Below are 26,986 nucleotides of genomic sequence, written 5' to 3'. Positions count from 1 at the left end.
GTCCTTTCAGTTCCTGATGCAATGTTGTTGTGAGCCAGTTTGTCTTAGGACTCTGGAGCTCTGCTACGGTATCCCCATTCCAGCTTTCCCTGACACCTCATGAGGAAGTGGCTGGGCAGGCTGGAATGAGGGGAATTTCTTTCTTTACATTATACCACATCTTTCTTTATTTGTGAGTTTGTGATTTTTCACTGGCAGGTTCCAATTTCTGTAAAGGCGTGCTTCGTCCCCGGGTGCGGGAACCCGGTTCCACACAGCGTCTGCATCCAGTCCGCCGTCCGCGGCAGGCGAGACAGTCTTCATCTATTTCATAAACGGCATTTCCATCAATGATCAGCCGGGTGTTCATAGCTCTGAATCCTTTTCTTTCTTATTTTTTATAATATACTATATGTGGTTTTTCCTGTCCCGGAGCTTTTTTTCTTTAAACATTCCCGTTCTTTTTCGGTTCCAAAAGTGCCTACCCGTGAACCAAAACGTCTTTTTTTCCTCTCATCTGCATATATTGAGACAAAGATTTGGGAGGTTTTTTTCGTGAACCAAGATGTTTCTCTCAAAATGACCGAGTTAGACCGCTTGACCTCACTCCCACATATGCAGCTTGTCAAGGCGGCGCTTCCCTATATTCACATCCCGGAACAGCGTTTTTTCTCCCTGTTTGTGAAATTCCGCGAACTAGAAAAGACGATGCAGCTATTTGCTGATCCGGCCGACGGTGAGATCGGAATCTGCTCGGTGGGCGAACGCGACAAGGATTCGCCGGTTGATATGCTGAAAGCGATCAAGCCGTATGGCACAGAGGAAGAGCAAAGTTCGATCGATCTGGTCTTAAATTTTATCGAAGGTTCCCGCCTCTATGAATCCTACTGGCAAAATATGCCGCAGACAGCATCCTTTCCGACTTCGCAAGATATCCAGAATGATTCACCCAATTCTGATGCAGTTCCGGCATCTGTCCTTTACCCGCAAGCCGAATATTCCCGCAGACAGAAAAAAACCACAGACCGTGCATCTGCACATCCACTTCAAACAGACAGGAGGCACACACTATGGAATTTCAAAACTGGAAACAGGATCCGAGACTCCGCTCCATGGATCCAGACAAAATAAAACAGATGGAACAGTTAGCCGATCAGGCAAGAAACACGCCGCAAGACAAGCTTCTGCCGCTTCTCATGAGTCTCCGGGGCAGCAACGGTTCCCCGCAATTCTCAACCTCAGAAATGGACACTCTTTTTTCGATCCTGACAGACCAAATGCCCCCAGCGCAGAAACGGCAGGCGGAAATGCTGCGGATGCTGAGCCAGCAGATGGGCGGGGCAAATAAATCATAAAACCAGAGTTGCCACTGCTATTTTTCCAAATCATGCTACAATTCATTTCGATAATGGGGAGCTTGTGATGCAGGCTGAAAGGGAACCAAAAGTTCCGACCCAAAACCTGATTTGGATAATGCCAACGTAGGGACAGATATTTTGAGACACCTGAGCGCCGGATATTGTCCGGCGTTTTTGGGTTTCATTAGGAAATTATGTCCTATGAAACAAAAAAACTCATCTGGGGGTTCCTATCTGCTTCCAGATAAAAATCCCCAAATGAGATCTGACTCTCACAGCCTATCTAATTAGTAATTTGCTAAATCGCTCTCATCCTGCACCACCACAATCTTCGTCCCGGTATCCACCTGGCACACAACCTTTTTCATATCTTCCTCCGGAATACTGATGCATCCGGAAGTTCCCGTATTATTCCAGCTCTTCGGGCAATGCAGGAAGATCGCCGATCCCTTTCCCGGTGTGCACTCCGAATTATAATCCAGCACCAGACCGTAATTATACTGCGGTGCCTGCGCCATCAGATCCTCCGCCGAATTCCAGTCCTTCTGCACCTGTTTCGTATTTGCCAACTGGTTATAATACCGACTGTTTCCATCATCCACATAATAATCGCCGTCCACAATCTGGTGATACGGCAGAATCGTTCCCGGATTTGCCTTCAGGCCAAATGCCATCGTAAAGCGGTACACACCCGCCGGAGTTTTTTTATCGCCCTCCTGCTTCTGCGTTGTAATGCCGTTCATGCCGCTGACCGCCTCTTTTGACATTACCTGCACCAGTTTTCCATCTGTATCGCGTTTATACCAGTCCAGACGGCTCTTCGCCGGATCCTGGCGGTTGCCAATCACCACAATCAGCTGCGTTGCATCCTTCGCCGCCTCCAGTGTATTTACATCCCCGTTGTAGCTTGCCGTAAGCGCCGGTCCTGTCGCTTTCTCCGCCGCCATCGCAGCCGCCGGAGCTGCCGCACTCATCAACATGCCTGCTGCCAATACTACCATTGCTTTCCGCTTCATTCTCAATTTCATCTTATTTATCTCCTATTATTTTATGTATCTGAATTTCACTCAAAAATCAGCTGCTTTTATCTTTCGCACACCTTTTTCCACACACTCTGTCAGTTCCTGCCACTTTCCAGTCCAGCCGCCTGCAGCATCGCCTTTCCAAAAATATGATGAAACAGCGCAATCACGCGCCCCACCAGCATGACAGCACAGACCGTTCCAATGCCGATTCCCACCGGTTTTCCCGCAAACAAAAGTCCCATAATCAGTGACAGAACAATGCAAAACGCATCCACACAGTTCTTCATCAGACCCGTGCCGATTCCAAAGGTGTCTGCAAACACCTGCACCAGACCATCGCCCGGATTTGGCACCAGCCGCATTGACAGGGACATCGCCGCGCCGATGCCTGTAAAAATCAGGGCAAGCATCAGCACTCCCAGGCGTCCTAAAAGTCCAGACGCCTCCGATCCGCATTCTTCTAACGACGGTATGCACACTGAAAATACATTCAGAAATCTTGTAAATACAATACTCAATGGAAACTGCAGCGCATCTTTCATAAGCAGGCTGCGTCCGGCTTTTCCTTTCTCCCGCAGATGAATCGCCGCCTGAATCAAGACAAAGATACCATACAGGACAAAGGTCATATCACCAAAATTCCGGTTCCAGATCACGGATGCCGCATACGAAAGTGAAATAATCGGCGACACTCCGAGTCCAGCTTTCGTATTGAGCGTAAGCCCCATCGCCAGAATCAAAAGCCCCATCAGATAGAAGCTCCACCGTGCTACCCCGCTTCCCGTCGGTTTCTCCGTCATTTCCATGTTGTGATTCAAGATTTCCTCATCCCTTTTTCTTAATATTCGTTAAATCGCAACTGTTCAGTCCCCTCACAGTCACGCGCAAAAATCTATTAAAAATTGCCTATGGCAATGGGATTTTTGCCTGCTGGCCCATGTTTTCGTACGGTCAGCGCAGTAAATGCGCAGACCTGCTGAACAGTTACATTAAATCTATTCTATTATAGATCCTTCTCTTTCCACTTGACAAGCGCTTTCCGTTCTCTTTACTTTTTCCATCCTCTATGCTACACTAAACTCATGATTTTAGCTGTATCAAAGGAGTTTTATACATATGAAAAAAGATATGACCGAAGGGCGGGAATGGTCCTCCATCCTGCTCTTTTCCCTGCCTATCATGGGGGCAAACCTGCTGCAGGTTTTGTACAACCTCGCTGACAGCGTGATCGTCGGAAACCTCATCAGCGCAACCGCCCTTGGAGCCGTCGGACTAACCAGCTCCATGATCTGGCTTCTGACCGCCATCTGCACCTCCATCGGTGCCGGTGTCAACATCGCAGTTGCCCAGTATTTCGGTGCCAAAAAAGAGACAGACATACAGGAATCCATCTCCGTCTCCTATCTGATTGCCGTGGTCGTAAGTATATTTTTAACCGCCGCCTGCTTTCTGGCAGCCCGTCCAGTTATTTTCGGTTTTTTGCAGGCACCGGAAGAAATGCGTTTCGACAGTATGGCATACTTTCTGATCTACAGCGGTGGAATTATTTTCCAGCTGCTCTACAATGTTACCTATGGCATCCTGCGGGCACACGGTGATTCGCGCGGCGCACTCATTTTCCTGATGATCTCCGCCGCCCTGAACATCGTGCTGGACTGTGTGTTTATCTCCATCTTTCATATGGGTGTCTCCGGCGCGGCTGCCGCGACCGTGATCGCACAGGCAGGTTCCGCCATCGCCAGTTTCCTGTATCTGCGGCACATTTTCCCGGATCTGCTGCCGAAACGGCGTTATCTCTACGCCTGGAAGGGACAGGGGGCGCTGCTGATGCGCCTGAGTATTCCGATCATGCTGCAGACGGGCGTCAATTCAATCGGCTTCCTCATCCTGCAGCGTCTCATCAACTCCTTCGGCGCTCCCAGCATCGAGGGCTACGCTGCCATGCTGAAGGTCGAACAGCTCGCGCACATCCCGTCCCAGAGCTTTAACGTCGCCATTTCCAGCTTCGCCGGACAGAATATCGGCGCTGAAAAACTGGACCGTGCCCGCCGCGGCTACCGCACCACCATCCTGATGGGCGTCCTGATCAGTATCTCCATCAGTATCGTAGTTCTGCTTTTTGACCGGCCGCTTCTCCAGATCTTCAACATCACCGGAGAGTCCCTGCGGCGCGCAAAGGAACATCTCGACATCCTGATGTTCTTCATCTGGACCAGCACGATCACCAACATCACCTGCGGTTTTCTGCAGGGTGCAGGCGATGTCAAGATCCCGGCAGCTTCCGGCTTCATCAACCTGGGCATCCGCCTCGCGCTCTCCTTCCTGCTGGCGCTCACCCCGGTTGGCTTCCGCTGCTACTATGTGAGCATGCCGCCCGCATGCTGATCGCCTGCTTCGTAGTTGTGATGCGCTACCGGAGTGGAAAATGGAGGGAGTTTCGGATTGTAAAAGAGTAAAGAAAAGGGATGGAAGAATTCACTTTGGAGGGTGATTTCTTCCATCCTTATTTCGTTTAGAGCTCTTTTTCGCGTTTTACCCTCTCCTAAAATTTTAGCACACTACTATCTATAAAACACAAACTCCATTTTTACCATGCACATTCCACTCCACGCGCACACCGCTGCTGCCAGTGCCCGGTATGTAAACACGATATGGATATAAGAATGATTCACAAACACACTATACCAGGCAAACGGAATCAGGCAAATCATAAGATATGGCAACATACATAGGAAGAGCTCCCGCCAGCCACTCCGAACATGCAGGCTTTGTCTATTTCTCCACAGCATAAAAATCGTCAACAGAAGAAAGACAACCGCCGCTAATACCAGAACACCTATAAATCCGGCACCTATATTCCGCATAAATACCATCACTCTGGAAAAATGATTTTCTCCATAGCTGCTGGAAACGCGGACCTGTGCCTGCGAAACGGCATCTGCCAAAACATTCTGACGTAAAATAATCGAAGAAATCAGCCATTTTCCTGCCCACATGCCAAAATAGCCAAATCCCCAAACGACTGAACCAGCCACAATCTGCCGAATCTTCTCTGCAGGCGCCGTTTTTTCCTGAATCATCATAAAAACAGTCAGTAATACCCCTAATGAAGCGACCGGATATGTAAGCAAATCCGCGTATGCAATCACAATCCCATTCATCAAAAACAGATAAAGAAAATGTCCCTCCCTGCACATCCATTTCTGAAAATAAATACACACAATAACCGACAGCATCGTCGGGTAAAATACCGTCGAAAGCTGCAGCGAATGAATAATCGCTAATGGACGCAAAAATAAAATCGTAATCCCCAACGGCAGGAACAACTGATATTGTTTTCTTTTTATTATAACCAACACCAGTAATAATATTGTAACCGCAAAAAAGACTGTATTAATTGACCGTATACCCAAATAATCGGTTACCATCAAAAGCGGCCTAAGCGCCACCAGATAGCCATGCCAATAACGCGGGTACGCAATACTGCCAACGTCCTCCTCCGCCTTCACGTATGCATCTAACGAAGTAATCGGATCTCCATTCTGATAATCTGGTCGGTAGGCTGCAGCCGCGCGGTTCAGCGCACTGGCATCTTCTTTCTGATAACAGGCATTTCCAATCATAAGCGCATCCGTCCAGTTATCCAGCTGATCCGCATATGTATAACCAACCGCCGCACCTATCCCTTCATAAGAAAATGTTTCCGCCGATCGGGCTGCATGCGTCTGGGTCAAACAATCCGGCAGCAAAAATACGCACCATAGTAAAAATATGCCTGCAAACAGACTTGCAAGCAGCATCAAACATAATTTTGCACTTATCTTTAGAAATTTCATACTCTCTCCCAACTATTGACATAGCATCAAAAAAGAAGCCCACCTACAAATCGTATACGATTATAGTAAGCGGGCTGATCAACATTATGCTTCTTTCAGTTTCTCAACCACTACTTTACATCTCTTTTTGTAAAAAGCGATGCCATAAAGCATTATATTATGGCGACCATCATTTTTCAGATACTCAGAATACCTTCGATCTCTGATTTGCTTGAGCGCTCTTTCACAGGTCTTATCTAATCCTGACACTTCCTTGGAATGCTTAAATTCAAAGATAATGCCATTATCCGGATTTTGCGGTTCAATGATAATATCAGCATATGTATAACCAACCGCCGCACCTATTCCTTAAACTTTTCCAAAATATTCCTAACTTCATCCACATCTATTTTCATCTGTTCTGCAATCTGGTTTTCTGTATATTTATCTCGATATAATCTATAAATTCCAAACACTCGTTCTTCACCCTGCTTCTGACCTTCCTTTAATCCTTCCTTCTTACCTTCCGCATACTCTGCCTTCCGAATCAATTCCTTTTCCCGTTTCTCATCATATTCGAAAATACACACCTCTATCGCCTCCGTTCGATTCTTTCTCAGGAAATCAGCCAGTATATTTTCCTCAATACATTCCGTCACAGCCTGCTCTGCCGCCCGGTTTATGTCCTTATACTCTGCCGCATATTTACGAATCTTGTCAACCAGAAGCATATACTCTTTCAACAGGCAGCAAGTTTCCAAAATCCTCTGTTTTTTATCCAGATTAATATTCAATACCTTCACTATCAATTCCAGCTCTGGTTCATCCGCCTTCTGGCAGAATGAATGTGACAGTTTCAGAACACTTTCCGCTTCCCGCTCCTCTTCTCCATTGTAAAATACAACAAAGTGTGGGGTCGGCAATTCTACCAGCGTTGACGCATACAGCGTTTGATTCCGAATGAGCATCTGGTATTCTTTCGTCACATAAATCAGAAAACGCAGCGGCATATTCGGATTCCAGGTTGACTGATGTTCATACAAATTCAACTGCATATCCAGCAAAAATGCCTGGTCATTTTTCATATTCATATAAACTGCATTTTCCAGCGTCACGATCTCCAACTCTTTTGCATCCGTATAATGTGAATGATTTACCGCATTATACAGACTCAACAGGTTCTCCCTTGTACTGAAAATCATCCGAAACAACGTATCCTTGTGATCCCGCCTTACTTTTACAGAATTCATATTTCTCATTCATTCTCCCTTCTGGCAGGAGAATTTCCACTTTTCTTTTAACCCTTTGAAAATCTCCTGCTCTTCAATTGTTGTTGACTTGGATAAGCATAAGATTTCTCAGATTAAAATTAGAATATTAGATACCGCTTAAATTGCTGATAAAGAAAAATATATGCTTGATAAGATAAATGTAGCATATCCGCATATAGGATGCAAGAAGAATTTATTTCTTTTATATTCCTATTTTATGCCCCAGATTACTGTTCACACATGAGTGAACAGTAACTGCCCCAGAACATTCCCAGATACCGTTTCCGCATTTCCATATCCAACGGTGCATCTGTCATAACTTTCGTATTCAAATAAGGAGTGCCCTCCCTCCGAAAGACACTCCCGTCTAAGCTAAAAATCATTTAAATCGTTCCAAAATTTTCCGTACTTCTTCTACATTCATCCCCAGCTTCTCTTTAATCTGGTTTTCCGTGTAGTTCGCGCGAAATAATTGGTAAATATTAAATATCCGTTCGGCTTCTTCTTTCTTTCCAGCTTCCCGTCCAATCCTTTCTCCCTCTTTCATACCTTCCGCATACTCCGCCTTCCGGATCAGCTCCTTCTCCCGCTTATCATCATATTCAAAAATACACATTTCAATCGCCTCCGCCCGATTCTTTCTTAAAAAATCAGCCAGTATATTTTCCTCGATACACTCCGTCACTGCCTGTTCGACTGCCTGATTAATATCTTTATACTCATCCGTATATCTACGAATCTTATTCACCAGAAGCATATATTCTTTCAAAAGCTGGCACGCCTCCAACACTTCCTGTTTCTTATCAAGGTTAATATTCAACACCCTTACCATCAATTCCAGCTCTGGTTTATCCGTCTTCTGCTGAAACGAATGCGACAGCCTCAGAATCGTCTCCGCCTCCTGCTCCGTCTCCCCATTATAAAACACAACAAAATGCGGTGTCGGCACCTTTACCAGCGCCGATGCATAAAGCGTCTGATTCCGCACCAGCATCTGGTACTCCTTTGCCACATACATCAAAAAGCGCAGCGGCATATTCGGATTCCAGGTGGACTGATGTTCATAAAGGTTCAGCTGCATATCAAGCAGAAACGCCTGATCATTCTTCATGTTCATATAAACCGCATTTTTCAGCGTCACAATCTCAAGCTCCGATGCATCTGTGTAATGCGAATGATTCACCGCATTATAAAGACTCAGCAGATTCTCCCTCGTGCTGAAAATCATCCGAAACAGCGTATCCTTGTGATTCCGCTTCACTTTTACAGAATTCCTACTTCTCATTCATTCTCCCTTCTGGCAGGAGAATTTCCACTTTTCTTTTAACCCTTTGAAAATCTCCTGCTCTTCAATTGTTGTTGACTTGGATAAGCATAAGATTTTCTTAGATTATTTTTAGAATATAGATAAATATATGAAATGTGGTAAAGAAAAATATATGCTTGTTATGTTAAATGTAGCATATCCTTACAGGAGATGCAAGCAGAATAACATCCTTTTTTAACAAACTTTTGATGTTTCAAATTCATGTCCTTCTTCCCTTCTTCCCAGACATCCCCGCCATCACAATAACAAACCAGAAAAACGGCTGCCTGCAGTTCATCAGCGTAAAACTCTCTGCCAGAAGTGCCAGCACCGCCGCCCTCTGCGCTTTCTCACACCGAATCACATTTTTCACAATCCAATACACCAGAAATGTGGTAGGAATCAGTCCATACGAAAACCAGACATCAAAAAAGCTGGAATGAATCTCATTAACATGAAAAACATCAAACACGCCCGGACTCAGAAGCTTCTCAAATCCATCATACGGAATAAAACGTTCAAAAAAACCCTCTCCCGCTCCATAAAACAAATACTGAGGCGTCAATACCAGCCGCTCCGCACTTCTGTCATACAGCAGATCATAGAGATTTCCATTTGCCAGCTTCCATATTTTCTGCTGGATTCTGGAAAGAAGCGTATAATCCGTCTGCGAAACATCAAAATTTGCCCCTGGCCAGATCCGATAGACGCCCAGCGCCAGCATCACTACAACAGCTGCCCCGCCGAACCACCAGAGTTTTTTATACTTTGAGTGCGTGCATCTTTCCCAGAAAAACTGCCATGCCAGTATTACAAAAAAGGCAAGCAGTCCCACAAACATACCGGTTGATTTTGCTTTTCCAATCAGAAAAACTCCCCAAAAAAACATTCCCCAGCACGCAATCCGTGTCTTGACTGTATACTCTGCCTTCCGCCGGTATTCCATAAAAAGCACCAGAATCATCGTAAAGATGAAAAAAGCAAACTGGTTCGGATCATTAAACGTTCCCATAAACCGAGAACCGCCCCAGCTCTCATGAAAATAGCGTCCTCGTCCGGAAATCAAAACAATTGTCTGAAACACCAGATTGATCCGACATATCCAGCAAAGTCCCCGCATAAACGAATCCGAATAAAGTGTCCGGAACGTCCAGATCAGGAATGCAGAATAAATCCAATAAAGCGTATGTAACGGAAAACTTCCTTTTCCTGTCCGAACAAAATAAATGCCATTAATGACAGCTGCAAATATCAGGAAGACCACCCAGGGAAAATCTTCCTGATACCAGATTTTCTTACCACTTCTCCACGCCATGATAAGCGCCAGGGCACCGGACAAGGCGAAAAACAGATCCGCGATGCCGATGCTGCCGCTGGGGAGAAGGTAGAATTGTTTGGTGAAGACGGCTGTGTAAAATAAAACTTCAACCATCCTGTTTCTCTCTAATTTCATTTGTTCTTACTTTATCCTAATCCCACAAATTTTCCGGATATAATCCACTCTCTATCATCTGTCGGAATCCCTCCTGCGCCGGTTCTATATCTTCTTTATAAGTAATTCCAATCCATCTGTCCGGCGTATTCAAAACTTTTACGGAAGCTAACTTCTTTTCAAGCAATTCCGCCACAATATTTGGGAGAAGATACTCCTTCTTCTCCGGATTTTCCCCTAATGCATCAAGGAATCTGGCAAATCCTTCATCTATGTACCGCAAAAAATCCGGATATCCGGCCCACATATTCATGGATACCATCGTATCCGGTGTGATCCATTTGCTTACCTTCGCATTATCACACTGGATTTTTCCATCTACACACTGAATTCCCGTCGTTTCAACGACCTCTTTCAAGAATCCCGCCTCATCTGCCACGCAGACACCTCTGGTAACCGCTCCGTTTTCACTCAGCGTATTCTTTAAAGAAAAGCCTGCCATTGCCAGATTTATCTTATCCGCATCTGTATTTCCAGAAAGCAGGAACTCATGAAGCTTCGAAAAAGCTTCTTTCCCATAATAATCATCTGCATTGATGATCACAAATGGTTCTTTCACAACATCTTTACAAGCCAGAATTGCCTGCCCGGTTCCCCATGGTTTTACTCGTCCTTCTGGAACATGATAGCCTTCAGGCAAGTCTTCTAACTCTTGATAGACATATTCCACAGGCATAACCTTAGATAAGCGATTTCCAATCACTTCTTTAAATTCTTTCTCAATGGCTTTCCGAATTACAAATACAACTTTTGTAAAACCAGCTTCCTTCGCATCGTAAATCGAAAAATCCATAATAATCTCTCCATTCGGAGCCATCTTAGCCAGCTGCTTGATACCGGTTCCAAAACGGGAACCTATACCGGCAGCCATGATGATGAGGGTTGTGTTCATGTTTTCCTCCATAACTATAAAGATGCAAATTTACAGAGTTGTTTCTTTCTGAACTATTCTCTTCTGTTCTCCCCATTTTTTACAGACTAACAGCATCAATTCTGAAATCATTACCGACCAAACGATTGACATTCCTAATTTTAACCAATATCCATTTAAAGGAAATAATCTTTGAATCCAATCTTGAATAGGATAATGGATGCAATAAATTGGAAGTGCCAATTCACCCAAATGAATGCATATCGAATAAATATGCTTATTTTTTATATAATTTTCATCATTCATTAATGTAAAAAACATCACTATAATTAAATAGGCAATTATCTCCGCTGAAATATCAATTCCACCATTTCTAAAAAAAACAGTAATAAAAATAAAGCCTATAAATCCAATCACACTCGCTATACGAAATAACATTTTAGGGAAATCATCTTTTTCTTTATAATATCTTGTCATATAAAACAATGCGCTTCCAACAGTCAATCCAGCGATTCCTCTAAAGCACTGAAATATTCCGCCTTCCCAAATTGCAATTTTTTCATATAATCCATGCACAATGCATATAACATAATAGGAATAAACCAGCATAAAAAATACTTATAAATTTTTTCATTTTTGACCATTAAAATTATAATCAACGGCAAAAACAAAATCAAATGCGTAATATACCACAAAGGTGGATCATAGGTATAAGAAGAATTTGCTATATCACTTCCTTTTAACAATAATAAATTATATATTAATGAAAAGGAAGCTACGCCTCTGTCATTTTCAGAGCATTTTGTAATAACATTCAAAAAGCTGAACAGCACCCCCCCTACTGCATAAGGATACAATTTTTTTATTTTACTTTTTACATAAAAAAACATTTCATCGTACTCAACTTTATGTTTTTCCATTTTTTTGACAAAATGACTCGTTGTATAATATCCCGTTAATATAAAATAGAACTCTACAAATGCCCATCCTCCCAAAAAAATCGTACGATCCATCAATGTATATGAATGATGACATAATATTATAATTGCGCCAACAAACCTACACAATTCAATATATTCACACTTATTTTTCATTCATTCTCCTATACGTTTTACTTTTGCACACACAAAGCATGTACACAATTCTGTCTATAAATAAAATATTAAAACTTTTTCTTCATACTTTTTATTAATAGCTTTCACTATTTTATCTTGTCTCTGTGTATTCTTCTGGTGTATAATGAATAATTTTTGTACCACCCTCTTCAAACTTGAATGGGACATGTACCAAATCTTTCATTGCTTCTTTCACTCTACTTTGTCGTTCTTCCGGAACATAAAAAACAAGAAATCCGCCTCCTCCAGCACCTAAAAGTTTCCCTCCAAAAGCACCTTCTTTTATTCCAAGTTCATATAATCGATCAATAGAAGAAGTAGATATCTTCGAGCCCGTTTGCTTTTTTAACTTCCATGTAGTATCTAACAATTTTCCAAAATCATCAATATTTCTATTTTTATTTACCAATACCTGTTCCGCTTCATCTACCAAATCATACATTTCTGAAAGATATTCTGATTTACTTTTTGCAGCCACATTATTAACTGCTTGTATTTCAGAAGAAAATCGCGTGAAACCAGTAAAAAATAACAACAAATTATTTTCTAATTGTTTCTTCCTTTCCGGTGAAATCACAATTGGCCTTACATCATATTCATTTCCAGAAAAATCGATCCGATTCAAACCTCCAAATGACGCAGCTATTTGATCTTGCCATCCGCCTGCCTCTTTACAAAGTTCTCGCTCCAAATAAATAGCTTCATCTGCTAATTTCTTTTTATCCGCATATTTACCCTTTAATGCATAAAAAGCATTTAACATTCCCACCGCAAAAGAACTGCTTGTTCCAAGTCCCGATCTAGCTGGCAAATCTGCCTCATATACTAAACGTATCTCATGCATATTAAGCATATTCATTGCATTTCGAATTGCCGGATGCTTTATCTCATTATTTTCATTTACATATTCCATTTTCGAATACGTCAAATGTGTTTTATATTCAAAGAAACGCGGTAAATGACGGACATTTACATAACAATATTTATCAAACGTCGTAGATAAAACTGCCCCTCTATTTTCATAAAAATGTTCTGGGATATCTGTTCCACCGCCAAAAAAAGACATCCGAAATGGTGTTTTTGTAATTATCATATAATTTTCTCCTATATAAATTCAAACTTCATATTTTATGAAGACAATTAGCTTTTTAGAATATCATCCATTAGTTTATCCAATGGATATCTTTCAATAAATAAATTGTATTGATGAATACTCTCTTTTCTAATATCATCAATAGTCTTTTTCCGAACATCATCTTCATAATTTGTAAGTTCCATAAGATATTTAGCACACTCTTTTTCACTTTCTAATTGATGATATTTTTCTTTTAATCCAAGTCCAGTTGCTGCAATTTTTGTACAAATAATAGCCACTCCATATGACATTGCTTCTAATGTCTTACACTTCAATCCAGAATAAAAAGTATCAGGATTGATGTATATATCATATGAGGAATAGAACTTTTTCAAGTCATCAATATATCCTAAAATTCTTATATTATCTGGAACCTTTAATGATGAAAGCATATTACAAACCCCACCCGCAATATTTAATTGTATTTTTTTGTTATTTGCAAGATCCGATATTAATTTCTTAATAGCAAAATAATTAGGCGGATTTGAAGAAGCCAAATATCCTACTTTTATTAAATCTTCTTCATATTTATTATCATTCCTTTTTTCATCAATATAATGGCATGCAGGAACGAATGGATATGTAATTACCTTCGTTTGATAATTTGTTATTTTTCTAAAAAACGTTGCATCTTCTTCCTGTGATGCCAAAACAATATCTGCCCGTTTAAGTGCACGTGCTTCTTCTCTTTCCGTATTTACCCCAAACCAAAAACTCCACTCTGGAAAACCCGCTTTTTTAATGATTCATTATGTTTTGTAAATTTGTCATGTGTATATAATACTTTCTTTGCATTTGGCAAAACCTCAAATGCTTTTGAATAAAATAAATAATTTGCCATGCAAAGATCGTAATGATAATGTTCATTCATTCGGACTATCGATTGTAAAAATTCATCATCAACCCAATCATCTATATAATCCCCATCCGCACAATTAGGTGAAACATTAGTATGCGAAAAATATGGATTTGATGCATGTTGATAAAAAACTCTATCCCAAACTTTTCTATTTATATTATCAGGTCTAAACTCATTATAATACAAAAACAAATGCATTTGATATTTTCTCTTTTTTAACATTTCGGCAATATTTTCAATGTTATGAATTGCTGCATTTTCAGAATACCATGGCACAATTACAAGTGCTTTTTTCCCTTCTCCCACAGGTTCTAATTCAAATATTCCTGTATCAAAATCCATGCAATATAATCGATTTGAATTACCATCTATTTGAACTTCTCCCTCATGTAATTTATTCCATATAAAAGGTCTATGCATGAATTGATTAAATTTTGTCCATATAAAATCACCCATTCTTGTATGATACATGACCCTTAGAATATTTTTCGTTAAATCATGTTTTCTACGACCATCTTCATTTACAACTATCCCTGTTTCAAATTGTTTTAAAAATGGATATACAGTTTTATAATAATAATCTCGCATTTCCCATCTTTGGAATCGTGCATTATCTAATCCAACTCCAGCTTCTTTTCCCTCTTTATAAAATTCTTTTGCCTTCTCTAAAAATTTTTTTTGCGTTTTATCATCCAAACGATTATAATGGAACAAAAAATCAAAATACCCATGCAAATAAAAAGCATTTTTAAAAATCTCAAATTTTTTATGCTCCATCAGCCATTTTTTTATCTGTGCATAATTCTTAAATTCTGCATCCCAGTTCTTCGATGATTTACTTGAAGAATTTGTTGTCATAACTCGATAGTCATATACCGCATCAGGTATACACACAACTGTTTTGGTGGATGAATATATCATAAATTTAAAAATTCCATCTTGATACGCTGCTCCAGCCGATTCAATCATTCTAATTTGATTATTCTCTAAAAAATCTCTGCGATAAAGTGCCGCCCATATAGATGATTCCATTAACATCAAATCGTTAGAATAACATGGCTCTACTATCACCTCAGGCTCATAAAAAGGAAATGGGGGTTTTACTTCACAACTTCCACCATCTTGATATAGTTTTTTAAACCCCGCCTTAACAACATTGGCCTGATGTTTTTCAGCTGCTTTGTATAAAACTTCCAACATATTGGGCTCAATAAAATCGTCTGTTTCAACAATTGCAACATATTTTCCTGAAGCCTTATCAAATCCACTATTAACAGCTTTTCCGTAACCTCCATTTTTCTGATGAATAGGTTTTACACGATGATCTTTTTCAGCATAATAATCCATTATTTCTCCGCACTTATCAGGCGAACCATCATCAACTGGAATAATTTCGATATCTTTTAGCGTTTGATTTAATACACTCTCAATGCATTGTTGAAAATATTCTTCGACTTTATAAGTCGGCATTATTACTGATATTAAAGCCATTTTTTCTCCTTTATAACTTACCTCATTATCAAAATCTTTGCACTTTCATATAAAGCACTGATCACATCAGCACAATATCATTTATTTATCACATTACCTATTTCATCTTCCGTAATCCAATCGCTCACAACTCCATCACCTAAATATTTACTTTTATATTCCTCAAAGTCATTTTCCACCGCCCAAAAAATCTTAATTCCAGCTCTCCTAATATCTTTTATTTTCTCATCATCAGCATATTGTAAGTTTATATTAACTGCTTTAACTTTGTATTTATTACAATTCGAAAGCAATTCATCAAACTTGTCTGGATAGACTGCATGCTGTCTTAACATAATATTCTTAAATGGATATATTTTTAATACATCCTCTAAGTCCTGGACATCATAGCAAGAAACAACCAAATGATTCAGCATTTCATCATTTTCTTTAAAATGTTCAATAATCCACGTATATGTTTCTTTTGCATCCTCTTTTACATCCAAAACCATATACGCGTCCGAATGGGATTTCATCCAATCTACAACATCTCTGAATGATAACGGTGTATATTTTGACAAGATGCGAGCTTGTTTAAATTGTTCTAAAGTCGGCAGGTATTCTCTTGGTATCTGCTCTTGAAGATATTCACTCGGCTGGCGTTCAATCTGCTGTAAATATTCAAATTCAGGCTGCCCTAAGTCTACTTGTGTCCAGTCATGCCTCAGTACAATTTCATCATCCGAAGTAAACCTCAAATCAATATCAAATAGCCTTGTCTCATTTTGATAGGACTGATTGAGTGCTTCTAACGAATCTGTATATATGTTTCCATCTATTCCCCCTCCAGCATGAGCAATCACATTATAGTCATAAAATTTAGCTTCCTGAGTTGGTTTGCTGCAGGAACATAATACACAGCATCCGCATAACATTAATATGTATTTCCAACATTTCATCTTTCGCTGCCTTTATATTCTTCCCTTATTTTTTCTTTAATACTTTTTGTAGAAACTGATTTTGTATATGGAAAATAAACACACGAAACTCCCTTTTGTTTCAATTTTTCTTCTATTTCATTGTACATCTTCGTATTTTTCCAATCGTCTCCATGAAATAAAACGTTGTAATTAATTTCCGTTAATACCTCCAGCTTGTTCATTGTTTTCTGCGGAATTACTTGATCTACACATTTCAATGACTTTACAATACGAAGTCTGTCTTCAAAAGGAATAATGGGAAATTCTCCTTTATACTCTTTTACCAGTTCATCTGTGCTTACACCTACAACAAGGTATTCACAATTTTCCTTTGCTTTTTCCAGTATATTTAAATGCCCTACATGGAACAAATCAAAGGTGCCTGTTGTATACCCGATTTTGAATTTCTTTTTCTGCATAAAACAATCCCTTTATACTAATTTTCATTACATTTCAATTTACTTAGATATTCCTTGTAATCCATCTCTGTATCAAAAATTACCCCTCCATGCGTATTCGATACATTCTGAGGCGTCATATAATCTCCATACCTGTTTGTCAGATATGCATCATACCCAGCCGGTACCGGCATTTTCAAATATTCAAAGTCCATCCAAATTGTCTCATCATACATATGGCGGTCTCTGATTCTCTTTTCTGTATCAAAAATAAAGTTTAAAGGTGCCACCTTATCTGCATCTTTCTCTTTGACTGACCGGAACATATCATCTATATATTTCCAGCAATTGTCTGTACTCAGATTTTCTTTCAACTCCTCTGGAATTTCAAAATCCTCCGGCCATTCAAATTCTCTTCCATCTGTCGTTTCAACAATAAATTGCTTTAATACATCACAGTTCATTCTCTGCTTCTCTACAACCTGTACATCATTTGAAACATTCTCTAAAACAAACAGATCGATAAAAATACCCTGATTAAATTCTTTATTCTGTCTTTCTTCTACGCTTAGGATTCCAGTTGTATAGCTATTTCGAATCTGAGCATGTCCATGTACATACTTTTTATCCGTGTACACATTCTGAAAAAAATACGGTTCTGTGAAATATCTGGGAGCAATCTCACATAACTTATCATAGTCTTCCCGGAACATTGCAAAATCCATATCATCATCCCAAGGAATGAATCCTTTGTGGCGCACTGCTCCCAACATAGTTCCTGCATCTGCGAAGATTTTTAAATTATTTTCCCTGCACACCGTCAGCAGGCGATCTGCCATCTCCAATTCAATCGCCCATACTTTTTTCTGCTGTTCTGTTATTTCAAAACCGAATTTTGTTTCCGGATCAAAAAATGACTTTATTGGATATGTGTTCCATCCATGCGGCATTACCAAAAATCCATGCTCTTTTCGCTCAGCTGTCTTGATATCCAACACAATAAAATCTGTCAGACTGTCATGAAGAACTAAATTTTCTCCCCATATACGTGCTTCCAAATAATATTGACCATCCAAAAGATAATTTTTATCAATATGACATTCCATGACTCCGCAATGCTCGGATAAAATCATTTTTTTATATTCCAATGCGGTTGATGTCCGATAAACTGGTGTATGATCTTTTGTAACAATTCCAAATGCAAAACTTAACGGCATATTTTTAGTTCTGCTTGCATATTGAAAACGAATTGTTATCTTATCTCCGGTATCAAAACAAGCACTGGATTTTCCTTCTTTGTCCAGCAGTTCAATCGAAGTAAAATGAACCAGTCCTGTTCCTTCTCTTTTCGCCTCCGGAGCGCTGAAAATACTCAGTGAGCTGCAGGTCTCATCAGTAAAAGGATTTTCCTTCTCCTTTTCCTTCATCTCTCCTTTATTTCCACTTAAGCTGTTTAAATACGCTCTTGATACTTCACGGACAGTTCCACAGCCTCTGACAACTCCTTTTTCTAACCACAAAGCATTGTCACAGATTTTTCGAACCGATTCCATCGAATGAGATACGTACAGAAGTGTCGTTCCTTCTTCTCGCATCTTTTTCATTCTTTTCTCACATTTTCGCTGAAACGCATAATCGCCAACCGCAAGAACCTCATCACAAATCAAAATATCCGGCTTAACCACCGTCGCGATCGCAAATCCAAGTCTTGCTGCCATACCGGAAGAATAATTCTTAATCGGCATATCTAAAAAATTTTCCAGCTCCGCAAATTCTACTATTTCATCAAAATGCTCTTTCATAAACTGTTCGTCATGCCCTAAAACAGCTCCATTTAAGTAAATATTTTCCCTGGCTGTCAAATCACCATCAAAACCGGCGCCCAATTCAATTAAAGGAGCAATCGTTCCGTTTACCGTTACTGTTCCTTTATATGGTTTTAAAATTCCGCAGATCACCTTTAACAACGTCGATTTTCCAGAGCCATTGATTCCTATGATTCCCCAGGACTCACCTTTTTTTACACTGAATGATACGTTTTTTAATGCAAGGAACTCCTCAAACATTAATTCTCGCTTTACAAGCTTAATAAAATATTCTTTCAGATTATCTATCTTTTCAGAAGCCATATTAAATCTGGCTGTTACATTCTTTACTTCAACTGCTATTTCATTTTTTTCATTCTGTTTCATTTTTTCCTCGTCTAAATATATAAAATAAATTTATCCTGTGTTTTAGAAAAAACAATGCTTCCGACAACCAGCGATATAAGTGCTACCGTAAATCCGTAAAGAATCCACTTAATATCAGGGAATACTCCTTTTAAAACAATGGTCCGGAATTGTACTACATATGAATACATTGGATTAAATATTTTAATTAAATGCTGTACTTGTTCTGGAAGCTGCTCAATTGGATAAAAAATTGGTGTAAGATAATTCCACGCTGTTAAGACTGCTGCATAGATATGCTGAATATCTCGGAAGAAGACACATCCCTGCGCCAATAGCAATCCAAGTCCAATACTAAATATATAAATTTGTATCAGCACAACCGGAATCCAAAACATATAAAAATTAAATTTCACACCGCACACAATAAATACAATCAACATAGCTCCAAGAGAAAATAAAGTATTTACGAAACTGCTTGTTATTTTGGATATTGCAAATATATATTTAGGTACATATGTCTTTTTTAGCAATGCACTATTTCCTATAATTGACCACATGGCCTGACTGGTTGCATCTGACATAAAACTAAACAATGTAGAACCAATAATCAAATATACCGGATAGTTTTCAATATTAAAGCGAAACATTTGTCGAAACACAATTACCATAATAATCATGATCATTAATGGATTCAGAATGCTCCATATATATCCCAGAAAACTTCTCCGGTATTTCAATTTAATATCTTTTATTACCAACTGCTTCATGAGTGGTTTATATTTTTTAAATAATTCTATTTGCTTCTTTCCCATTCTCAATTCTCCTAATGGATACTAACCTCTATTTGTTAATATTTTTTCAATCCAGAGCTTTCCATTTTTTAATATTTCGTATTTTGTCTTATATTCTTTTTGAGTTTTTCCATATTGAACCATCAGAATCCGCCAAGTATTTATGCAATACATAGCTGCTTTGAAAAGCTGTCTTTCTTCCCGGACTGCCACTCTCTTCTTTTTTGCCCCAGTATCCCGCAATTCAATCCGCTTCTTTCGGAAAATCGAAAACGGTGCATCATACGGACGTAAGATACCTACTTCTTTATCTGCTGGCAGGAACCAGCCGTTGAAAGTTATCTTTTTCCAAAACTGTTTTTTATTCCGATCCGGGTTATAGCACCTCTGTAATTCTTTTAGGGTTGGCTGCTCTTCCAATTCCATCGGCTCTGTATCCGGAAGATGCTTTCTCAACTGATTGTTCAACCGCTCTGCGTCTGTCCCCATCAGCCATTCTGGACCTTTCATGAAATCTATCATTCCCCGCCAGGAGAAATAGGCTTCTTCATAACGCATCTTTAAAACAGCTGTTATGATAAATTTAGAGATCCATTTCCACATCTGAATTCGTGACATATCCGGTTCATGCAGTGCTGCAAATATCAGGTTATTCCGCACATCGTAATATGCGTTGGTTCCCAGAAAATTCACTTCAAACCCTTTATGCCAGACATTGAATCCATTTAAGAAAACAATGCCTGTCTCTCTGTTTCGAATCTCATATTCGATATCATCCCGGTGAATAAACAGCGGAAGCGGCAAATTATCTTTTCGAACTGTATTCAGGGAATAGCAGCAACACCACCAACCGGAATACATCCGATACTCATCCTGCGGTGTCTCAATCAATGGCTTCCGGCAGTTCTGAAAGCTACGCATATCTGTCATAACAAGACGGTTAGTCACATTGAATCCTTCAAACCACTCTCCCATTGCCTGACAAATATATGGATAATCTTCCCGAAGCAGCGTACCTCCCAAGCGGATATCCTCCCACTCATCCTTCCGCATCCCCAGGAACCCATACGCCCGTACAAAAAGCTCCGGATCCATGATGGCATCATCATCCATCAGCTGTACATGCGTTAATCCGAGACGTTCTTTTTCCTCGATCGCCTCAATCATGCCTCTGGTAAAACCACCCGCGCCACCGACGTTACGGTTTGGTATGATTCGAACGGTTTCTGGATATCTGGCTGCCAGGCGGCTGATTTCTTCATGTTCCGAAAGCGTTCTTCCGTTGTCTACCAGCCAATAGCAGAGTTTTAAAGAAGCATTTTCCGGTCGTTCCAGAAATTGCAGGATACTTTTCAGATTTCGGAGGACATATGGCTCTCTCTTAAACGTGCAAACTACCGCTGCGATCCGCACCTGTTTTTCATTCCGACAAGTTCCCTCATACCAGCCTTTTATATGATTTGATATATCAAAACCGATATTTTTCTTTGTATCCTTTATCGTTTTGGCAGCTGCATTTTCTGCTGATTCTGTCTCCGCGTCTTTCACGTTCTCCGATTCTGTCTCTTTCCCGGCACCTATCTTTTTCACCGAAAACCAGAAAACTCCTTTTTCCGTCTCCGGATATGGGAACTCCAGATCCAGAGTTTCTTTCCCCCCCGTCAGCATCTTTTCCTGAATGACATTCTCATCCAACATCAGACGAATTGCCTGACAGCCATTCAATTCCAGGTGCAGCGTCAAACTTTCCTGGTTTGTGTACTTCTTTCTTTTTTCGATATAGAAAAGGTTGAAATATCCATTGAAATCGACCCATTCTCCATTTCGATGGAAATACAGTTCTTCTTCCCTGCAGATATCTGCTTCCGGAAATCGTATATTTTGTAGACGCATCCGCTGTGTCTCCTTTTCAGTCCTTTTAGGAACTGCCGTTCCTCATTCCATGTTTTGGGATTATATAGTTTCTAATCTGTCTTTATATCTCTGACGGATCTATCTTCATATTTAGAACTTCCTTCTGCTCCGCCCAAGCGCCCACACCGCCGCCCGATACAGCCCATACCGGCTTACCCGCAGCAGCTTCACCGCCTTATTTCGGTTCGCATGGTAAATCTCCGGATAGTCCCGAAGTAATTCATCTTCAAACTGCATCAATGCATGCTTTACTTCCTTGTCTGCCGGAAGGCTCAGAAGTATCTTCACTCTCCCAGCTGCCACCCTGGCGATTCCATTTTCAAGATACTGTAGCTTTTCCTGACTGCATGGAAGCTTCTTTCCGTCTTTTCCGGTAAGTGTTCCACCCTGATACAGACGATAAAATGACAGCAGGGATTCCATCACCCGGTCATAATTTTCCTTATTCCTGATCATCTTCTCCGGGCTGACACTCTGTCCTTCCCGGCCGATCCGGTACTGATAGACAAAGTCCGGGATAAAGGATACGGTCTTGACCCACGGAATCGGATACAGGATGTATTCGGCATCAACGTAATAGCAGTGTTCATCGATGGAAAGCGGCATCTGCCGCAGAATCTCCGTCCTCCAGGTAATTCCATGCATTTTCATATAAATCTGATCCGCGATTCCATCGAATTCATAGGAAATCCCATATTTCACCCCTGAAAATGGTTCTGGAATTTCTGCTTTTTTCGGAAAGGAGCTTTCCTCTCCGCTTCCGTTGTCAAATCGCCAGTAGAAACCGCTGACCAGCACATCATCCCGACAGTTTTTCAGCGCAGCAATCAAGTGATCCAATGCCTCCGGATCCACCCAGTCATCGGCATCGACTACTTTCATATATCGCCCCAATGCATTCTGGATGCCGCAGTTGATCCCAGATCCATGACCGCCATTTTCTTTATGAATGACACGGACAACGGTCGGATAGCGCTCCGCATATTGATCGGCAATCGCACCGGTTTGATCCCTTGATCCATCGTCTATAATCAATATTTCCATGTATTCGGACCAATCCATACCTGGTTGAAAATCAGGCATTCTTGCTGATACGGTTTGAATGTTTGATTCCGTTTCATTTCCTGTCCAGCTCTGATTTTTCTTTTTCAAATCCCGGTCTCTGCACCCTGCGCACAGTGAATCCAGGGTATATGTGATATATTTTTCTGCGTTATACGCCGGGATGACGACTGTCAGAAGCTTTTCCATTGTCTGCGACTCCTTCCGTACTCTCTTTGAGCATCATGATCTTCGGTGTCATCAGGATGAGCTTCAGGTCAAGAAGCAGAGAGTAATTTCGTATGTAAGTCAAATCCAGTTTCAGTTTGTCATAGGACGTTGTATTGTATTTTCCATAGACCTGCGCATATCCGGTCAGTCCGGCTTTCATCTTTAAGCGGTAGCAGAATTCCGGGATTTCTTTCTCGATCTCCGCCGCCAGCTCCGGGCGTTCCGGACGCGGTCCTACGATCGACATCTCACCTTTCCAGATATTGAAAAGCTGCGGCAGCTCGTCCAGGCGGGTTCTCCGAAGGAAATGTCCCACCGGCAGGATCCGGTCATCGTGTTCCGCTGCCAGTCTCGCCCCGGTTTTTGCCTCCGCGTTCTGTATCATCGTCCGAAATTTGCAGATCTGAAATTCTTTTCCGCCCTCTGTGAGACGGGTCTGCTTGTAAAAGACCGGACCGCGGTCGGTCAGGTAGATCGACAGCGCCACCAGAAGGAAAAATGGGGATAATACCACGATTCCGATGCTCGAACAGATGAAATCCATCGCCCGCTTAATAAATCGCTGAAGATCCGATATGCCATCATTTCTCGATAATAGCAGAGGACTGTCAAAGATATCTAATTCCTGGGAAGTCCGGATCAGAATGTCCGATAATTTCGGCACCGTGTAGGTCCGGATATCCTGCTCAAAACATTTCTTTAAAAGCGCATTTCGATCCTTCGCCGGAATATCTCCGATGATCAGAGCGTCGTATTTTTTTGCTTCTTCCAGAATCGCTTTCATGCCAACCCGGATATGAATGGCTGTTTCCAGATAGTATTTATCTTCTCTGGAATGAATCTTTTCCATCAGATGAAAGGCCGGACGGTCTCCGCATACCAAAAGCATTCTTCTTGGCGGAAACAGAATCCTGTATATCTGCTGAAACAGGAACGTCCAGATCAGTGCAATCAAAAGCTGGACAACCGTCATCCCAAGCAGTATCCGGGGATCATGAAATTTTTTATCTAACAGAGAAATCTGAATATACGTAATCAGATTTAAAAGTCCGATCGAAAGGATCTGAGAACAGAGCAGATTTCCTTTTTTCAGGTATCCGATCCGGAATCCCCCGTAAGTCAGCAGGAAAAATAGTAATAGTCCCGCATACAGGGCGATCATCAGCCAGTTTCCTCTTCTCCAGAACGGAAATTCGATCATTTTGTTGAAATATCCGTTCCAGACATATCCATAAGCGCCAACTTCTGCCCCCATCAGGAGCAGCGCACCTATCAGACGGAACAGTCGTTTGAATGGTTCATATTGTCTCAAAATAGTTCCTCTTCTTTTTGTTTTTATTCAGGCCGAACTCCACAGAACCCAACGTGTAATTCTATTCCAGGTAATCTGCCTGTTTCTTTTTATAGGAACACTAAGCATCCTCAGAAAGCGTTCCTCTCAATTTTTTCTGATAGAGTATTCCACGCACGGATGCCGGAATCAGACTTGCAGTAACGCGGATCACGCAGTTTCGCAGATACTCTCTTCTATTTAAAAATCCACTTTTAAAAAACGTTTTCTGCAGATTCAGAGCGGCCCTGGCATAGGACAGACCGCCGCGGCGTTTGATCATCCCATTGTCCGTTCTCGCATACACCAGAATATCCGAAAGATTTTCTGCTTTATATCCTGCCTGCAAAAGACGGACCCACAATTCATAGTCCTCCGCCCCCGGAACCGGATGATAGTTTCCCACCGCCAGCACAGCTGAACGCCGCATCATGACGGCCATATGGTTCATCGGATTGCGCTTTCTGGCAAACGTTAAAATTTCTTTATATTGGCAGGGAAGTGACCGAATTCCAGTGATTCTGCCCGGCGGAAACAATTTTCCATTCATCCCACTTCCAATTTCACCTCTATCTGGCGCATTTAGGTTATCTACATTTTCCTGTTCTGGCACTTCTGCTGCGACAAATTCTGCAATTTTTCCGCTCAGAAGTCCGAGTTTCCCCTGTTCTGCTTTCTTTCCCAGCAATTTGCCCGCTGCTTCTTCTGCATATCGTTTCAGCTGCTTTTCACAGCGATCCGGACAGGCAATATCATCACTGTCCATGCGGGCGATCCATTCATTTCGGCACGCTTCTACACCTGCTGCCAGCGCCCGTGCGATTCCGCCGCATACAGGAAGGCGAAGCACCTGCAGAACTCCCGGCCATTCCCGGTCAATCGTCTGGATCGTTTCATCCAACACTGGTGTCAACGGTCCATCGCATACCAGGACAAATTCATCTGGAGGAATCGTCTGATTCATCATGCTGGCTGCCGCCTGATAGAAATACGCTGGATTTTCTTTGTGATATACCGGCATCAGAACCGAATATTTCATACACTCATACTCATTATTCTGCTGCCAGCTTTGTTCCATCGTTCTCCGCTCCATGTAATCTTGTTATCTTTTTTGATGGGTTCTTTCCAGAGACCGATACCCGGCTAAAATCGTTTTCCTGGAAATCTCCTGAAAGATTTTTAGGGTTCAGGGGTCCTTTCTTTGGGAAAACTGCCTCCGGATCATCTTCCATCCGGATTGCCAGCTCTACCTGTCGTGCTTCGTTCAGCAGTTCTGCCTGAATCGTCACGATTCGTTTCCGCAGCCGCTTCCGGATGATCTTTGGCAGCATCTCACCAAGCACCCCTTCCGCCCATTCGATCTCCCCCGCGTCATTTGCCCGCACCAGAAACCGCCGGACGGTGTGGGAAGAATCCTCCCGAAGAAGTTCTTTCAGAAATTTCTCTTCCTCTTTTTTCAGGGGGACTGCCGTTCCATATGGATGTGCTTCCGAACCAGCATTCAGAAATCGCACCAGCCCCGCCAGACATTTCACTCCGTCTTCCAAAACAGGCTCATCCGCCGTGTCCACAAACACATAGCCCGGAAACATGACTTCCGTATCTACATAGTAGACACCGCCCATCCGCCAGGTCCGTTCTTTGGACAACACAAAACAAGGCTTTTCAGCCTTATCCCGATAAAAATGATTCAGTTTTTCTGCCGCTTCTGCCTCGCGTCCCACAGGTGTCTGCACCACGTACCACATACAGGCGTTCTCCCTTTCATGTTTGCGATTTTCGCAGAATATCTAGTTCTGCGAAAATAAACGGTTTTATATGCAGAACCCAGATGCTGTATTGACAAAAATTTCAAAAGCAAAGGGGAATATTATATGAGAATTTCAGAAAATTTTGTTCAGAAATGACGACTTAATAATTTCATAAGAGATTCTTGGGAGAAACTTCTATTGAATTAACCTTGAAAGTATCGTATAATGATTGAAGATTTTCGCAGAACTAGATATCTGCGAAATTTTTTATTCTGATTTTTCTAGCTACAAGCTATTATGTTGCATTTATGATATAAAATTTATCTTTTGAATTGGTAGACTTTTTAGACAATTTTATTGAACGATAGTACTCCACACCTTCGCTTCCTCCCAGAAGCGCCATATGGAATGTTTCGTATAGACAGCAAAAAGCATTCCAAATGAGTTTTTCCTCATCAAGAATGCTTTTTGCATTCAGGCTGATTGAAATGCCGAATTGTCCGGGTTGACAAATATTCCCATATTCAATTTAATTTTATCATTTAAGAAATCAAATAGCAGGCACGTGAAAAAGGAGCGGGCAAAAAAACAGCGGCCACACAGTTTTTCTCCCCTGTATAGCCGCTGACCTTATCTGCATAGAAAAGTCACAGATTCTTCTGCTTCTTCCCATACCATTT

At 41.2% G+C, this 26,986-nt stretch carries 25 protein-coding genes, 1 pseudogene and 1 riboswitch; of the genes and pseudogenes, 3 read left to right on the top strand and 23 right to left on the bottom strand.

The window, feature by feature from the left end; translation table 11 throughout:
• Positions 1-166: 166 nt before the first annotated feature.
• Positions 167-349 (bottom strand): hypothetical protein, encoded by a 183-nt coding sequence (locus DW085_RS07400; protein ID WP_107001618.1) that lies wholly within the window; start codon positions 347-349, stop codon positions 167-169.
• A 185-nt stretch (positions 350-534) separates the two neighbouring features.
• On the opposite strand from DW085_RS07400, the gene DW085_RS07395 reads away from it, so the two are divergent.
• The gene (locus DW085_RS07395; RefSeq protein WP_118481875.1) at positions 535-1,110 is read left to right on the top strand and encodes a hypothetical protein; all 576 of its coding nucleotides are present in this window, start codon (positions 535-537) and stop codon (positions 1,108-1,110) included.
• Entirely contained in the window at positions 1,050-1,334 is a 285-nt protein-coding gene (locus DW085_RS07390; protein ID WP_118492070.1) for a hypothetical protein, read from the top strand. Before DW085_RS07395 ends, DW085_RS07390 begins: the two co-directional genes overlap by 61 nt.
• A gap of 44 nt (positions 1,335-1,378) precedes the next feature.
• Positions 1,379-1,484, top strand: a riboswitch (TPP riboswitch).
• Positions 1,485-1,624: 140 nt separating this feature from the next.
• On the opposite strand, the gene DW085_RS07385 is transcribed toward DW085_RS07390, so the two are convergent.
• Both DW085_RS07385 and DW085_RS07380 read right to left on the bottom strand, forming a co-directional pair.
• A complete protein-coding gene (locus tag DW085_RS07385; protein ID WP_107001619.1) occupies positions 1,625-2,365 on the bottom strand; it encodes a L,D-transpeptidase family protein in 741 nt (246 codons plus the stop codon).
• Positions 2,366-2,454: 89 nt separating this feature from the next.
• Positions 2,455-3,180 (bottom strand): DUF6198 family protein, encoded by a 726-nt coding sequence (locus DW085_RS07380; RefSeq protein ID WP_243033961.1) that lies wholly within the window; start codon positions 3,178-3,180, stop codon positions 2,455-2,457.
• A gap of 298 nt (positions 3,181-3,478) precedes the next feature.
• On the opposite strand from DW085_RS07380, the gene DW085_RS07375 reads away from it, so the two are divergent.
• Positions 3,479-4,747 (top strand): MATE family efflux transporter, encoded by a 1,269-nt coding sequence (locus DW085_RS07375; RefSeq protein ID WP_118492068.1) that lies wholly within the window; start codon positions 3,479-3,481, stop codon positions 4,745-4,747.
• 176 nt (positions 4,748-4,923) lie between these two features.
• On the opposite strand, the gene DW085_RS07370 is transcribed toward DW085_RS07375, so the two are convergent.
• The 20 genes and pseudogenes from DW085_RS07370 to DW085_RS07280 form a co-directional block, all read right to left on the bottom strand.
• Entirely contained in the window at positions 4,924-6,198 is a 1,275-nt protein-coding gene (locus DW085_RS07370) for a hypothetical protein (RefSeq protein ID WP_118492067.1), read from the bottom strand.
• A 341-nt stretch (positions 6,199-6,539) separates the two neighbouring features.
• Positions 6,540-7,436 carry a transposase gene (locus DW085_RS07360; protein WP_117795049.1) on the bottom strand — a complete coding sequence of 299 codons (897 nt, stop codon included), beginning with the start codon at positions 7,434-7,436 and terminating at the stop codon, positions 6,540-6,542.
• 391 nt (positions 7,437-7,827) lie between these two features.
• On the bottom strand, positions 7,828-8,733 hold the full coding sequence (locus DW085_RS07355; RefSeq protein WP_117795045.1) for a transposase: 906 nt from the start codon (positions 8,731-8,733) through the stop codon (positions 7,828-7,830).
• Positions 8,734-8,974: 241 nt separating this feature from the next.
• The gene (locus DW085_RS07350) at positions 8,975-10,186 is read right to left on the bottom strand and encodes a hypothetical protein (RefSeq protein WP_243033960.1); all 1,212 of its coding nucleotides are present in this window, start codon (positions 10,184-10,186) and stop codon (positions 8,975-8,977) included.
• 37 nt (positions 10,187-10,223) lie between these two features.
• On the bottom strand, positions 10,224-11,138 hold the full coding sequence (locus tag DW085_RS07345) for a sugar phosphate nucleotidyltransferase (RefSeq protein WP_107001627.1): 915 nt from the start codon (positions 11,136-11,138) through the stop codon (positions 10,224-10,226).
• A gap of 30 nt (positions 11,139-11,168) precedes the next feature.
• On the bottom strand, positions 11,169-11,594 hold the full coding sequence (locus DW085_RS07340) for an acyltransferase family protein (RefSeq protein WP_147353935.1): 426 nt from the start codon (positions 11,592-11,594) through the stop codon (positions 11,169-11,171).
• A gap of 23 nt (positions 11,595-11,617) precedes the next feature.
• Complete coding sequence (locus DW085_RS07335) at positions 11,618-12,211, bottom strand: hypothetical protein (protein ID WP_118492061.1); 594 nt, start codon at positions 12,209-12,211, stop codon at positions 11,618-11,620.
• A 112-nt stretch (positions 12,212-12,323) separates the two neighbouring features.
• Complete coding sequence (locus DW085_RS07330) at positions 12,324-13,325, bottom strand: kinase (RefSeq protein ID WP_118467368.1); 1,002 nt, start codon at positions 13,323-13,325, stop codon at positions 12,324-12,326.
• Positions 13,326-13,372: 47 nt separating this feature from the next.
• Positions 13,373-14,017: a glycosyltransferase gene (locus DW085_RS19655; protein WP_243033959.1), complete on the bottom strand. Its 645-nt coding sequence runs from the start codon at positions 14,015-14,017 to the stop codon at positions 13,373-13,375.
• Between the two features lie 47 nt (positions 14,018-14,064).
• A complete protein-coding gene (locus tag DW085_RS07325) occupies positions 14,065-15,717 on the bottom strand; it encodes a glycosyltransferase (RefSeq protein ID WP_243015208.1) in 1,653 nt (550 codons plus the stop codon).
• Between the two features lie 77 nt (positions 15,718-15,794).
• Entirely contained in the window at positions 15,795-16,655 is an 861-nt protein-coding gene (locus DW085_RS07320; protein ID WP_147353093.1) for a hypothetical protein, read from the bottom strand.
• Positions 16,652-17,095 (bottom strand): adenylyltransferase/cytidyltransferase family protein, encoded by a 444-nt coding sequence (locus DW085_RS07315; protein WP_118467362.1) that lies wholly within the window; start codon positions 17,093-17,095, stop codon positions 16,652-16,654. Before DW085_RS07315 ends, DW085_RS07320 begins: the two co-directional genes overlap by 4 nt.
• A 17-nt stretch (positions 17,096-17,112) precedes the next feature.
• On the bottom strand, positions 17,113-18,501 hold the full coding sequence (locus tag DW085_RS20505) for a LicD family protein (RefSeq protein ID WP_270252768.1): 1,389 nt from the start codon (positions 18,499-18,501) through the stop codon (positions 17,113-17,115).
• 42 nt (positions 18,502-18,543) lie between these two features.
• Positions 18,544-19,266 (bottom strand): annotated as a pseudogene (locus DW085_RS20500) (ABC transporter ATP-binding protein); the annotation flags it as partial.
• Positions 19,267-19,277: 11 nt separating this feature from the next.
• Positions 19,278-20,060 (bottom strand): ABC transporter permease, encoded by a 783-nt coding sequence (locus DW085_RS07305; RefSeq protein ID WP_118472431.1) that lies wholly within the window; start codon positions 20,058-20,060, stop codon positions 19,278-19,280.
• Between the two features lie 21 nt (positions 20,061-20,081).
• Positions 20,082-21,932, bottom strand: coding sequence for a glycosyltransferase (locus DW085_RS07300; RefSeq protein ID WP_118492057.1), 1,851 nt, complete (start codon positions 21,930-21,932; stop codon positions 20,082-20,084).
• A 111-nt stretch (positions 21,933-22,043) separates the two neighbouring features.
• Positions 22,044-23,204, bottom strand: coding sequence for a glycosyltransferase family 2 protein (locus tag DW085_RS07295; RefSeq protein ID WP_118492055.1), 1,161 nt, complete (start codon positions 23,202-23,204; stop codon positions 22,044-22,046).
• Positions 23,167-24,537, bottom strand: coding sequence for an exopolysaccharide biosynthesis polyprenyl glycosylphosphotransferase (locus DW085_RS07290; protein ID WP_118467352.1), 1,371 nt, complete (start codon positions 24,535-24,537; stop codon positions 23,167-23,169). Before DW085_RS07290 ends, DW085_RS07295 begins: the two co-directional genes overlap by 38 nt.
• 100 nt (positions 24,538-24,637) lie before the next feature.
• The gene (locus DW085_RS07285; protein ID WP_182430829.1) at positions 24,638-25,633 is read right to left on the bottom strand and encodes a glycosyltransferase; all 996 of its coding nucleotides are present in this window, start codon (positions 25,631-25,633) and stop codon (positions 24,638-24,640) included.
• A complete protein-coding gene (locus DW085_RS07280) occupies positions 25,608-26,303 on the bottom strand; it encodes a transcription termination/antitermination NusG family protein (protein WP_117795021.1) in 696 nt (231 codons plus the stop codon). Before DW085_RS07280 ends, DW085_RS07285 begins: the two co-directional genes overlap by 26 nt.
• Positions 26,304-26,986 lie beyond the last annotated feature (683 nt).

Origin of the sequence: Clostridium sp. AF50-3 (assembly GCF_003477445.1) — a bacterium.
GTDB classification, from domain to species: domain Bacteria; phylum Bacillota; class Clostridia; order Lachnospirales; family Lachnospiraceae; genus Otoolea; species Otoolea fessa.
Note: the sequence above shows the minus strand (reverse complement) of the source record. Positions and strands in the feature narration are given on the sequence as shown.

Coding starts and splice junctions, on each gene's coding strand:
- DW085_RS07400 (WP_107001618.1), bottom strand. CDS start 349: ATGAACACCCGGCTGATCATTGATGGAAATGCCGTTTATGAAATAGAT.
- DW085_RS07390 (WP_118492070.1), top strand. CDS start 1,050: ATGGAATTTCAAAACTGGAAACAGGATCCGAGACTCCGCTCCATGGAT.
- DW085_RS07385 (WP_107001619.1), bottom strand. CDS start 2,365: ATGAAATTGAGAATGAAGCGGAAAGCAATGGTAGTATTGGCAGCAGGC.
- DW085_RS07375 (WP_118492068.1), top strand. CDS start 3,479: ATGAAAAAAGATATGACCGAAGGGCGGGAATGGTCCTCCATCCTGCTC.
- DW085_RS07370 (WP_118492067.1), bottom strand. CDS start 6,198: ATGAAATTTCTAAAGATAAGTGCAAAATTATGTTTGATGCTGCTTGCA.
- DW085_RS07360 (WP_117795049.1), bottom strand. CDS start 7,436: ATGAGAAATATGAATTCTGTAAAAGTAAGGCGGGATCACAAGGATACG.
- DW085_RS07355 (WP_117795045.1), bottom strand. CDS start 8,733: ATGAGAAGTAGGAATTCTGTAAAAGTGAAGCGGAATCACAAGGATACG.
- DW085_RS07350 (WP_243033960.1), bottom strand. CDS start 10,186: ATGGTTGAAGTTTTATTTTACACAGCCGTCTTCACCAAACAATTCTAC.
- DW085_RS07345 (WP_107001627.1), bottom strand. CDS start 11,138: ATGAACACAACCCTCATCATCATGGCTGCCGGTATAGGTTCCCGTTTT.
- DW085_RS07340 (WP_147353935.1), bottom strand. CDS start 11,594: ATGACAAGATATTATAAAGAAAAAGATGATTTCCCTAAAATGTTATTT.
- DW085_RS07335 (WP_118492061.1), bottom strand. CDS start 12,211: ATGAAAAATAAGTGTGAATATATTGAATTGTGTAGGTTTGTTGGCGCA.
- DW085_RS07330 (WP_118467368.1), bottom strand. CDS start 13,325: ATGATAATTACAAAAACACCATTTCGGATGTCTTTTTTTGGCGGTGGA.
- DW085_RS07325 (WP_243015208.1), bottom strand. CDS start 15,717: ATGGCTTTAATATCAGTAATAATGCCGACTTATAAAGTCGAAGAATAT.
- DW085_RS07320 (WP_147353093.1), bottom strand. CDS start 16,655: ATGAAATGTTGGAAATACATATTAATGTTATGCGGATGCTGTGTATTA.
- DW085_RS07315 (WP_118467362.1), bottom strand. CDS start 17,095: ATGCAGAAAAAGAAATTCAAAATCGGGTATACAACAGGCACCTTTGAT.
- DW085_RS20505 (WP_270252768.1), bottom strand. CDS start 18,501: ATGAAGGAAAAGGAGAAGGAAAATCCTTTTACTGATGAGACCTGCAGC.
- DW085_RS07305 (WP_118472431.1), bottom strand. CDS start 20,060: ATGGGAAAGAAGCAAATAGAATTATTTAAAAAATATAAACCACTCATG.
- DW085_RS07300 (WP_118492057.1), bottom strand. CDS start 21,932: ATGCGTCTACAAAATATACGATTTCCGGAAGCAGATATCTGCAGGGAA.
- DW085_RS07295 (WP_118492055.1), bottom strand. CDS start 23,204: ATGGAAAAGCTTCTGACAGTCGTCATCCCGGCGTATAACGCAGAAAAA.
- DW085_RS07285 (WP_182430829.1), bottom strand. CDS start 25,633: ATGGAACAAAGCTGGCAGCAGAATAATGAGTATGAGTGTATGAAATAT.
- DW085_RS07280 (WP_117795021.1), bottom strand. CDS start 26,303: ATGTGGTACGTGGTGCAGACACCTGTGGGACGCGAGGCAGAAGCGGCA.